Source organism: Pseudarthrobacter sp. NKDBFgelt, from assembly GCF_046097905.1.
Taxonomy (GTDB): Bacteria; Actinomycetota; Actinomycetes; order Actinomycetales; family Micrococcaceae; genus Arthrobacter; species Arthrobacter polychromogenes.
In genome coordinates this window covers 1-10,945 of the sequence record NZ_JBJURL010000107.1, presented here as the reverse complement: position 1 = coordinate 10,945, position 10,945 = coordinate 1, and the positions used below count along the sequence as shown (strand labels likewise).

Annotated in this window: 9 protein-coding genes and 1 tRNA gene; 6 read left to right on the top strand and 4 right to left on the bottom strand. The window is 65.2% G+C overall.

Annotation, left to right across the window (positions count from 1 at the left end; all coding sequences use genetic code 11):
* Window position 1: 1 nt before the first annotated feature.
* Window positions 2-75, top strand: a tRNA-Met gene (locus ACKAE7_RS19345).
* Window positions 76-217: 142 nt separating this feature from the next.
* Window positions 218-1,150 carry a cytochrome b/b6 domain-containing protein gene (locus ACKAE7_RS19340; RefSeq protein ID WP_190609929.1) on the top strand — a complete coding sequence of 311 codons (933 nt, stop codon included), beginning with the start codon at window positions 218-220 and terminating at the stop codon, window positions 1,148-1,150.
* Window positions 1,151-1,186: 36 nt separating this feature from the next.
* On the opposite strand, the gene ACKAE7_RS19335 is transcribed toward ACKAE7_RS19340, so the two are convergent.
* The 3 genes from ACKAE7_RS19335 to ACKAE7_RS19325 all read right to left on the bottom strand — a co-directional run bounded on the left by ACKAE7_RS19335 (window position 1,187) and on the right by ACKAE7_RS19325 (window position 5,654).
* The gene (locus tag ACKAE7_RS19335) at window positions 1,187-2,620 is read right to left on the bottom strand and encodes a deoxyribodipyrimidine photo-lyase (RefSeq protein ID WP_191034650.1); all 1,434 of its coding nucleotides are present in this window, start codon (window positions 2,618-2,620) and stop codon (window positions 1,187-1,189) included.
* Window positions 2,621-2,721: 101 nt separating this feature from the next.
* Entirely contained in the window at window positions 2,722-3,513 is a 792-nt protein-coding gene (locus ACKAE7_RS19330) for a PspA/IM30 family protein (RefSeq protein WP_066277395.1), read from the bottom strand.
* A 107-nt stretch (window positions 3,514-3,620) separates the two neighbouring features.
* Window positions 3,621-5,654, bottom strand: coding sequence for a TPM domain-containing protein (locus ACKAE7_RS19325; protein ID WP_408980038.1), 2,034 nt, complete (start codon window positions 5,652-5,654; stop codon window positions 3,621-3,623).
* Between the two features lie 286 nt (window positions 5,655-5,940).
* On the opposite strand from ACKAE7_RS19325, the gene ACKAE7_RS19320 reads away from it, so the two are divergent.
* The 4 genes from ACKAE7_RS19320 (at window position 5,941) to ACKAE7_RS19305 (ending at window position 10,401) form a co-directional block, all read left to right on the top strand.
* Window positions 5,941-7,599 carry a trypsin-like peptidase domain-containing protein gene (locus ACKAE7_RS19320; RefSeq protein ID WP_408980037.1) on the top strand — a complete coding sequence of 553 codons (1,659 nt, stop codon included), beginning with the start codon at window positions 5,941-5,943 and terminating at the stop codon, window positions 7,597-7,599.
* A 255-nt stretch (window positions 7,600-7,854) separates the two neighbouring features.
* Window positions 7,855-8,655 carry an electron transfer flavoprotein subunit beta/FixA family protein gene (locus ACKAE7_RS19315; protein WP_188728208.1) on the top strand — a complete coding sequence of 267 codons (801 nt, stop codon included), beginning with the start codon at window positions 7,855-7,857 and terminating at the stop codon, window positions 8,653-8,655.
* Window positions 8,656-8,669: 14 nt separating this feature from the next.
* A complete protein-coding gene (locus tag ACKAE7_RS19310; protein WP_408980036.1) occupies window positions 8,670-9,617 on the top strand; it encodes an electron transfer flavoprotein subunit alpha/FixB family protein in 948 nt (315 codons plus the stop codon).
* 4 nt (window positions 9,618-9,621) lie between these two features.
* Entirely contained in the window at window positions 9,622-10,401 is a 780-nt protein-coding gene (locus ACKAE7_RS19305) for a PIG-L deacetylase family protein (RefSeq protein WP_408980035.1), read from the top strand.
* 81 nt (window positions 10,402-10,482) lie between these two features.
* Here the strand turns inward: ACKAE7_RS19305 and ACKAE7_RS19300 are convergent.
* Window positions 10,483-10,945, bottom strand: a 463-nt coding sequence (locus tag ACKAE7_RS19300; protein WP_408980034.1) for an anti-sigma factor, incomplete at its 5' end; no start/stop codon positions are given.

Here is a 10,945-nt window from a genome sequence, read left to right as displayed (position 1 = left end):
ACGCGGGGTGGAGCAGTTCGGTAGCTCGCTGGGCTCATAACCCAGAGGTCACAGGTTCAAATCCTGTCCCCGCAACTATGTGAAGACCCCGACCGGCCTACCAGCCGGCCGGGGTCTTCTTTTTTCCGTGGATACGTGCAGTTCCTAGTATTCTCTTTCGCAGAGCCTCACACGTAGTGAGCACTTGGCCAGTCATTCTCGAGAGGAATGTTGTTCGATGTCCACACCCACGAAGAAGCCCCGTACCGCGGCGGGTCAGCGGTCGCGACTCTACTGGGCGGTGCCCGCCGTCCTCGGAGGGCTGGTCCTGGTGGTGCTGGTTGCCAGGTGGCTGATGGGGCTGCCTGCCGTGGCTTCCTTCGTGGGGGACTATCCGGGCCACTCAGAGCTTCCGGACAACGCTCCTGTGGGCTTTCCTGCCTGGCTTGCATGGCAGCACTTCCTGAACGCGTTCTTCCTGCTGCTGATTATCCGCACGGGGTGGCAGGTGCGGACCACCACCCGCCCCAGCGGGCACTGGACACGGAACAACAAGGGCCTGATCAAGACGAAGAACCCGCCCACCAAGATCAGCCTCGAGCTGTGGTTCCACCTGACGCTGGATGTCCTGTGGATCCTGAACGGCCTGATCTTCGCGGTATTGCTTTTTGCCACTGGCCAGTGGATGCGGATTGTTCCCACCAGCTGGGACGTCTTCCCCAACGCGCTCTCCGCGGCACTGCAGTACGCATCCCTGGACTGGCCCACGGAAAACGGCTGGGTCAACTACAACGCGCTGCAGCTGCTCTCGTACTTCGCCACAGTCTTCATTGCCGCTCCGCTGGCCTTCATCACGGGCCTGCGGATGTCCGGTGCCTGGCCCAGGAAGGCTGCCGGCCTCAACAAGGCGTTCCCCATCGAGTGGGCGCGCGCCGTCCACTTCCCGGTGATGATCTACTTCGTGGCCTTCATCGCGGTGCACGTCTTCCTGGTGCTCGCCACGGGAGCCCTGCGCAACCTTAACCACATGTACGGCGTGCGCGACGACGACGGGTGGTTTGGTTTCTGGGTGTTCCTCGCCTCGGTTGTGGTAATGGTGGCCGCCTGGTTCCTGGCCCGCCCGTTGTTCCTGCGGCCCATCGCCTCCCTGATGGGCAAGGTCAGCCGCTGACGGGCGCGGGGCGGCTGCGGTTGCCCCTGGAGCGGGTCAGCTGTCCCTGAGCTTCTGATAGGCCTCAAGGGCCCGCTCCCTGGACTCGGGCAGATCCACCAGCGGCCGCGGATACTCCGCCAGTTCCACGCCCGACTTCCAGGGCTCGTGGATAGCCTTTCCGTCCAAGTCCGCCAGCTCGGGGATGAAATGGCGCAGGTAGGTGCCGGCGGCGTCGAATTTCTTGCTTTGGGTGACGGGGTTGAAAATCCGGTAGTACGGTGAGGCATCTGCCCCTGAGCCGGCAACCCACTGCCAATTGGCGGGATTACTGGCCGCGTCCGCGTCCACGAGGGTGTCCCAGAACCAGGTTTCCCCGACGCGCCAGTCCGTCAGGAGATTCTTGACCAGGAAAGAGGCCGCGGCCATCCTCACCCGGTTGTGCATCCAGCCGGTTTGCCACAGCTGGCGCATGCCTGCATCGACAAACGGATACCCGGTCCGCCCCTGCTGCCAGGCTTCCAGTTCATCCTTGCCGGGCTTCTCCCATTCGAACCGGTCAAAGTCCGGACGGTAGTTGCGGGTGGCAAGATCCGGGTTGGTGTACAGAAGGTGCCAGCAGAATTCCCGCCAGCCAAGCTCCGAACGGAAGATGCCGACGTCGGCAGGCACCTTGTTCGGATAGCGACGGCGGATCTGCCGCCACACGCGGAAGGGACTGACCTCGCCGAACCGCAGGTGGGGTGAGAGCCGGCTGGTACCTTCCACGCCGGGGATGTTCCGGCCCGTCCCGTATTCCTCCGCCGGCCCGTCCAGGAAATCTTCGAGCCGGCGCCGGGCGCCGTCCTCGCCCGGGTCCCACACAGCAGCGAGTCCGCCGCTCCAGTCGGGGGCGGAGGGCAGGAGTTCCCAGCCATCAAGTCTGTCACCCGCCTGCGCGGTCCCGGTTCGCTTCGGAGGCGCCGGCAGCGTTCCCGGAACCTGGAGGGGGTCGCGGATATCAGCGCCGGCAAGGCAGGCCCGCCAAAACGGCGTGAACACCTTATACGGCCCGCCGGCGCCTGTCCGGACAGTCCAGGGCTCAAACAGGAGGTTTGCCTGGTAGCTCGAGGCCTGTAAACCATTCTCAGTGGCCCACGCCTTGACAGCGGCGTCCACAGTGCGCTCGGGCTGGCCGTAGCGGCGGTTCCAGAACAGGTGCCGGGCGTTGGTTTCGGCGGCGAGTTCCCTGATGATCTCCTCGGCTGGCCCGCGGCGGAGGAGCAGGCTGGAGCCTTTGGCTTCCAGCGCACCCGCGAGTGAGGCGAGGGAGTGGTGCAGCCACCACTTCGTGGCTCCTCCAAGCGGCCGGACGCCCTCGGACTCCTCGTCCAGGATGTAGACGACCGTCAGGGGCATTCCGAGCGCGACTGCTTCGGAAAGCGCGGGGTTGTCATCAAGCCGAAGGTCGTCGCGGAGCCAGACGATGGAAGTCTCAGTGGAAGAAGCCATGCAACCACGCTACACACCGGCAGGGACAGGTAGGGCCGGGGCCATCGATGGCCCCGGCCCTACCTGTTGCTTCTTTGGCAGGTGGTACGTCCCGCCCCCGGTCAGAGTTTGTCGAAGTCTGCTTCATCCACCGTTGAGGCTGTTGCTGCCGAACCTGCCGCGCCGAGGGCCGGCTTTGACGAGTTGCCGGACTTCAGCGCCGCCAGGCGGGCCTCGATCTCAACCTGCTCACCGAGGTCCTCCAGCTGGTTGAACTGCGCGTCCAGGCTGGAAGCTGCGAGTTCCTGCTGGCCAAGGACCTTGGCCTCCTCGCGGCGAATCTTTTCCTCGAAGCGGCCCACTTCGCTGGTGGGATCCATGAAATCGATGCTCTTGATGGCGTCGTGGACCTGGGACTGGGCTGCAGCGGTCTTGGACCGGGCCACCAGCTCGTTCCGCTTGCTGGTCAGCTCGTTGAGCTTGCCCTTCATCTGGTCCAGGCCGGACTTGAGCTTGTCCACCACTTCGCGCTGGGAGGCGATGCTGGGTTCTGCCCCCTTGGCCTCATTCTCGGCGGACATCTGGCGCTGCAGGGCCACCTTGGCAAGGTTGTCGAACTTCTCGGCATCAACAGTGTCGCCGCTGGCCCGGTACTCGTCCGCCTTCCGTGAGGCCGCAAGGGCTTTGTTGCCCCAGTCCTGTGCGTTCTTGACGTCCTCGCGGTAGTCGTCCTCGAGCATCCGCAGGTTGCCGATGGTCTGCGCCACGGCGGACTCAGCCTCAGCAATGTTGTTCGTGTAGTCCCGGACCATCTGGTCCAGCATCTTCTGGGGATCCTCAGCGTTGTCCAGCAAAGTATTGATGTTTGCCTTAGCCAGCTGCGCGATACGGCCAAAGATGGACTGCTTAACCATGTTGCTACCTTTCGTCCTGCTCTGTGGTGACCACTGAAATCAGTGAACAGTTGTGTTGCGGCTTGTGAGGGGGCGCCGGGTTTCGGGCCGGTGCTAGCCTGCGGCGATCAGAAATTTCCGGAGTCGCCTCCGCCAAAGTCTCCTCCGCCGAAATCTCCGCCGCCCCAGCCGCCGCCGTCGCTGTGGCCACCGCCCCAGCCCGCGCCGCCGCCTCCATTCAGGATGGAGTTAATCAGGATGCCGCCCAGGATGGCGCCGCCGAGGCCTCCGCCGCCGCCTCCGCCAAACATCCCGCCGCGGCCGTAGCCCTGGTTGGCGTAGCCGCCAAAGTGGTCAACATCGGCCTGGGCCAGCTGGGCTGCCTGCGCGGCCAGGGCGTGCGCCTGCTGGGCGTAGGTCAGGGCGGTCACAGGATCGGTGCGTGCAATGGACAGTGCGTAATCCAGGTTCCGCTGCGACTCCGCCAGGCGTGTGCGTGCCTCTGTCCCCACACCGCCGCGGCGGGCGGTGATGTAGTCCGAGGTTGCGCTGATCTGGGCCTGGGCAGACATGATGGTCTGCTGGAGCGAGGCCTGCGCCCGGCGGGATTGTTCCTGCTGGTCCCTGATGCCGCTGAGCGCCTGGTCCAGCGACTGGTGGGCAGTCTCAACCCGCTGCAGCGTGGCAATGGGGTCGATCTTGCCGCCCTGGATCTCCGCCTTCACCTGCGCGAGGGCGTTTTCAACTCCGGCCACCGGACCGGCGAGCTCGGGGTGGGCGCCCGATTGGATCATGGCCCGTGCCTGAGCGAGGTCCTGGGAGGTGTCAACTACTGCACTCTCGAGGCTGTTCCGGGCTTCATCCAGGTTGGAGGAAACCTTGGCGATGGCGTCCAGGAGGACGTTCGTCTGGTGCAGGCTCTCTTCGGCTGCGCGGACTGCTACAGCGGCAAGACTGGCCTCGCCCTCAGCCAGCTTCTGCTGCGCGGTGGCGGTGGCGTTCTGGACAAATGCCAGGCGTTCCTTGGCCTGCAGGATGTTGTCAGAAACCTGGGTCAGGGCACTTTCGGCATATTTGGCGCGAAGGGAGGTGAGGGACCCTTCTGCGCTGGAGATCTTCGCGTCTGCCTCGCGGGCTCCCGCGTTGACAGCTGCCAGGGCCTGCGGTGCATTCTTCTCAAGTTCACGCAGGGAGTCGAAGTCCGCCTTTTGCTCCTGGAGGGATGACAGTGCGGCCTCTGACCGGCGGATGATCTCGCCGAGCCACGTCCGCTGCTGCTCTTCAGTGTCCGGGATGTGATCGTCCAGCTGCTGCTGCAGCTTGAAGGATTCGCTCAGGTGGGCCTTGGCCTCGTGCAGCGCCTTGGTGAAATTGCCGACGGCGGAATCACCATACTGTGCCTGGGCGAACATGAGTTCCTGCTCGCTGGACTTGATGGCATCGTCCGCCTCGATCAGGAGGGAGCCTCCCTTGCGGCGAAGTTCCTCGATGCTCAGCGACGCCAGCGGATCGAGCTCAGCCCCCTGCGGACCGTAGCTGGCGTTGGCTGCCTGGCCGGCGGCCTTCTTGCGCTTGTTGCGGAAGTAGAGGTACGCACCGGCGCCACCGGCAGCTACTACGCCCGTTCCTACGAGGACAGCCGCGCCAGCACCTTCATCAGAGGGGACGTTGCCGCTGCCCCCACTGGCGGCATCTCCGATCGCCGCTGCTGTATCAATTGCTGCCTGGGCGAAATCGGGATTTCCACCGGCCAGGTTGGCCGTGACCGCGTTCTGGCTTATAGCCCCCTGCTTGGACTTAATGGGGCTCGCAGAGTTCAGGACAAAGCTGAATTTGCCGTCGTCTTTGGCTATTGCGAGGATGGCGTCGGACCTGCCCATGCCTTTCTGCGTGGCAACGGCTGCGGCCCAGTCTGCCGGCACAGTTGGGTTGGTGAACCTGTCCACGGTGATGACATAGAGGTTGTATTTGTCGTCCTTTAGCAGCTTCTGGATTGCTTCCTGGACTTCGCCCTCGCGGCTTCCGAGTACATTCGCGTTGTCCACGATGTTCTGGCCGGAGGGAATGGTGACCGGATCCTCGGCCCAGGCCGCGGAGGCGGGCAACGCCAGGAAGGCGGTAAGGCCGATCACGGCGAATAAACGTTTGAACTTTGACCGCATGTGCAACCCTTCAGCACGCCTGACACCGATTCGGGACGAATCAGTCGTCTCAGAATCCAGCAGCGCCCCCACGCTTGGTGTGAAGCCGCAGGTCGCTGTGGCAATTCATCTTGATTCTATGGTGCACCCCACAACCAGTCCATCGGCCCGAATATGCCAGCAGCGAAACGGCGGGCCACACCTCAGCGGGTCAGCGACGGGCCCTCAGGAAGCTCTCAGCAAACATCCGAGCTTGTTCCAGCCAGGGAGTCCATAGTTAATGCAGACGAGGATGAAAGGAAGTCCCATGACTGAGAACCAGACGCCGGGTCCGGCTTCGCGGAACAGCGGCCAGGACCGGCAGGATCCCTGGGGGCAACACGCCGGACAGGCAGGGGAGCCCGCTGCGGGGGAGCAATCGGCAGGTGATCCCGGGGCGAATGGGTCCGGCCCCCGCCAGTACCCCACAGACCGCATTGAGCAGCAGGGCACCAACCCCACCCAGGAACTCCCCGGAGCCCAGCGTCCCGTCTATCCCCAGCGACAGCCCTTCTACGGCGGGCAGCACGCGGCCGGGCAGGACCCGGCCGCCCCGCAGGCGCCCGGCCAGTACCAGGCGCCCCACGCCGGTTACGGCTACGCCAGCCAAAACCGTCAGGAAAGCCAGTACTCCGGCCAGGACCACGGCGCAACCGACCTCGGCGCCGGCAGCGTCCACAGCGGGACTGCCTTCGCGCCCAACCCCAAGGACGCGCCGCGCCGGAAAGCGACATTCGGCGTGGGCACCCTCGTGGCCAGCATCCTTGCGGCCGGACTGGTGGGAGGGGGAGTGGCCACCGTCGGTTCCGCGGAACTGTTCGGCAACGCCGGTTCGGGTGCCGCAGTGAGCAGCAACAGCCAGCCCGGGACAGTCATCGTCAATAACAAGGACAATGTGAACGCCATTACGGCAGCCGCCGTGAAGGCGTCGCCCAGCGTGGTGACCATCAGTGCCTCAAGCGGCGGCTCCGGCGGCACCGGCTCCGGAATTATTCTGGACGACCAGGGGCACATCCTGACCAACACCCACGTCGTTACCCTGGATGGCCAGACGGCCGACGCTGCCCTCGAAGTGCGGACAAGTGACGGCAAGGTCCTCACCGCCAAACTCGTTGGCACAGACCCGTTGTCTGACCTGGCCGTGATCAAGGTGGATAACGCCAACGGCCTGACCCCTGCCACCCTGGGCGATTCAGGAAAATTGAATGTGGGGGACACCGCCATCGCCATCGGCTCGCCGCTAGGCCTGACCGGCACCGTGACCGATGGCATCGTTTCAACGCTGAACAGGACCATCAGTGTCGCCTCCGCGGCCGCCCCCGAAGAGGGGGACAACGCCGAGGGCGATGACGAAGGCGGATTCCAGTTCGCGCCTCCGGGCGGGGGCCAGAGCCAGCAGACTGCTGAGCAGGGCGAGATCTCCATTAATGTCATCCAGACTGACGCCGCCATCAACCCGGGAAATTCCGGCGGCGCCCTGGTTAACAGCAGCGGTGAGGTTATCGGCGTCAACGTCGCCATCGCATCCGCGGGATCCAGTGCATCCTCAACCAGCGGAAACATCGGAGTTGGCTTCAGCATCCCCATCAACCATGCCAAGCGGGTGGCGCAGGAGATCATTGACACCGGCAAGGCCTCGCATGGCCAACTGGGTGTCAGTGTGAAGAAGAAGACCGCCTCGAGTGCCGCTTCAGGGTTCTCGGTGGGCGCGGATGTTGCCACCGTGGAGGCGGACTCTGCGGCGGGCAAGGCAGGGATCAAGGTGGGCGACGTGATCACCAAGTTCAACGACCTCGCCATCGGGGAACCGGAGCAGCTGACCGCGGCGGTCCGGGAACAGCCCGCCGGGTCCAGCGTCAGGATCACTGTCATGCGGAACGGCAAGGAACAAACGTTCGACGTCACACTGGGCGCCGCCGCCAGCTAGCACGGCGCCAACAGCACACCCCGGCCGAACACACGACGGCGGCGTCCCCACCTGGCGGGCGCCGCCGTCGTGATGCATCCGCAGCGGACAGCGGCCGGGGGAGCGCTGACACAGGCGTTAACGGAAGAGGGCGCCGGGGCGCGCCTATATGGTTAGCTAGGAGCTACCCGCATGCCGGGCATTCCGCGGCCATGACCTCACCCGGCTGGCTGTCCACAAGCATGGAAGGCTGCTGTAAACACAGTGGAAGATACATTGAAGATCATCGTCCTGGTCAAGCATGTACCGGACGCCCAGTTTGACCGCCACCTCACCGGTGAGGGCTACACAACTGACCGGGACGAGAGCATCCTGTCCGAGCTTGACGAATACGCCCTAGAGGCGGCGCTGCAGCTGGCCGAAGCCCGTGGCGGATCCAAGGCGGGAAACCAGGTCATCGCGCTGAGCATGGGCCCCTCGGGAGCCGTCAACGCCATCAAAAAGGCGCTGCAGATCGGTGCAACCGAGGGTGTGCACCTCACCGATGGCGCCCTGGCAGGTTCAGACGCCGCGGCCACGTCGCTGGCGCTCGCCGCCGCCATCCGGCACCTGGGCAGCGACGCGCCCGTGGACCTGGTCCTCACCGGAATGGCGTCAACCGACGGGGAAACCTCACTGGTCCCCGCGCAGCTTGCGGAGCGCCTGGATCTGCCGCAGGTCACCTTCGCGTCGTCGCTGGAGGTCGACGGCGGCCGGCTCACCGCACGCCGGGACGCCGACACGTCCTCCGAGACAGTGGAGGCGCCGCTGCCGGCTGTGGTCTCGGTGACAGACCAGATTAACGAGCCGCGCTACCCCAACTTCAAGGGCATCATCGCTGCCAAGCGCAAGAGCATCACCACCCTCTCCCTGGCTGACATCGGGGTGGACCCGGCGCAGGTTGGACACGCGGGGTCCTGGACCAGCGTGCTCAGCGCCGAGGAACGTCCGCCCCGGACCGCCGGCACCATCATCACCGACGAAGGCGACGCGGGTATCAAGCTCGTTGACTTCCTGGCCGCCCAGAAGCTGCTCTAAGAGGGACCACAGACATGGCAAAAGTACTTGTATTCATTGACAACCCCGGCACGTCGCTCAAGAAGAGCAGCCTCGAGCTGCTCACCCTGGGCCGCGCCCTCGGGGAAACAGCGGTTGCCCTCAACGGAAAGCTGCACGACGAAGTTGCGGCCGCCTTTGCGGAGTACGGCATCGGCACGGTGCTGCTTCCCTCGGCCGAGGACCTTGATGATTTCCTGGTTGCACCCAAAGCGGCCTACCTGGCCGCTGCCGCTGGGCAGGCCGGTGCCAATATTGTCCTGCTCGACAACTCGCCCGAGGGCAAGGAAATTGCTGCACGGGCAGGAATCCGCCTCAACGCGGGCGTCATTACGGACGTCGTGGCCGTAGATGCCGACGGCACCGCGCACAAGTCTGTCCTGGCTGGCTCCTACAACACCGCCTGCAAGGCCGGGACTCCGGTGAGCGTCCTGACCGTGAAGGCGAACAATGTGGTCCCCGTACCCGCTGCCGCCCCGGCTGCACTGGAGACGGTCACCGTTGACGTTCCTGCTGTCAGCGCCGCGGCCCGGATCACCGCCCGGGAACAGAAGGTTGCCAGCGGGCGCCCGGACCTCACGGACGCACGGATCGTGGTAGCCGGCGGACGCGGCCTGGACGGGGACTTCGGGCCGGTGGAGGAACTGGCCGATGCCCTCGGAGCAGCAGTAGGCGCCTCCCGTGCGGCCACCGACGCCGGCTGGATCAGCCACGACGCGCAGGTGGGGCAGACCGGAAAGACCGTGTCCCCGCAGCTTTACATCTCGGCGGGCATCTCCGGGGCCATCCAGCAAAAGGCCGGAATGCAGACGGCCAAGGTCATCGTTGCCGTGAACAAGGATGCCGAATCCCCGGTGTTCGAGATCGCGGACTTCGGCATCGTCGGTGACCTGTTCGACGTCCTCCCGCAGGCCACGGCAGAGATCAAGAAACGCAAAGGCTGATTCTTTGACTGTCTTTCCCCAGCAGGCACAGAGCCCGTTCAACCCGGACGAACACCGGGTTGGGCGGGTGCTCTGTTTTGCGGCGCACCCCGACGACATCGATTTTGGTGCTGCCGGCACCATCGCTGCCTGGACGGCGGCGGGCGTCCAGGTCAGCTACTGCATCATGACCGACGGCGACGCAGGCGGCTTTGATCCTGTGCACCGAGCCGACATCATCGCCCTTCGCGACGCCGAACAGCGCCGTGCCGCCGAACTGGTGGGGGTTACCGACATCCATTACCTCCACCAGCGGGACGGCTACCTTGAACCGTCTCACGAGGTGATGAAGGGCGTGGTGAGGCTGATCCGGGAACTCCGTCCCGACGTCGTGCTGTCCATGCACCCGGAACGGAACTGGAAACGAATCCAGAAGAGCCACCCGGACCATCTCGCGGTGGGGGAGGCCGTAACCCGCGCGGTATACCCGGCCGTGGAAAACCCCTTCGCCTACCCGGAACTCGCCGAGGCCGGCCTGGACGCCTACAAACTCCCGTGGCTGTGGCTTTACGCCGGGCCCGAGGAGCGGGAAAACCACTTCGTGGATGTCACGGAGCACGTGGAGTCCAAGCTCGGGGCGATCCATGTCCATGTCAGCCAGCACCCCGACGTGGACGCCATGGAGGCAACCGTCCGGCGGGGCATGCGGGACAATGCTGGCCGGGCGGGCCTTGCGGACGGAAGGAGCGCTGAGGCCTTCCACGTGGTGGCTGTCAACGGACCCGGGACCATAGCCGGCTTCTGAGGACTCAACAGCGAAAGCGCCCCGTTCCTTCCCTTGACGGAATGGAACGGGGCGCTTTTTGCGTCTTCCCGGGCTTGTGCCTTATGCCCCCAGCGGGGCAGCGGCAACGGTGGGCAGGGTGGGGGACTGGGATCCGCCCGCCGGCTCAACAGTGATCCCGAGCGCTGCGGCAGAGGAGATCCCCTCCACCACGGCGGGCTTTGACAGGGCTTCCTCATCCATCAGGCCCTGGGACACCGGCGCCGAGCCATCCTTGGGGATCAGCCACATCTGGTACACCTTCCCCGCTGGCGGGGCGGGAACGCCGTTCATCTTGACGACGGCGGCGTCCTCCGATGAGGAAATCAGGAGGGTCGCTGTGCCGCCACCGGCCACGTCCACCGATGCTTCCCGCAGGTCACCGGCGCGGACCACCTGGTTGAGGGGATCGTTCTGGTCTGCCAGGTAGGACCCGACGCCGACGCCGCCCAAAGCTATGGCGGCGGCAGCCGCGACTCCGGCGAGCCAGCGGCGGGGGCTGCCAGGCCTGCGCCGATCCTCGCGG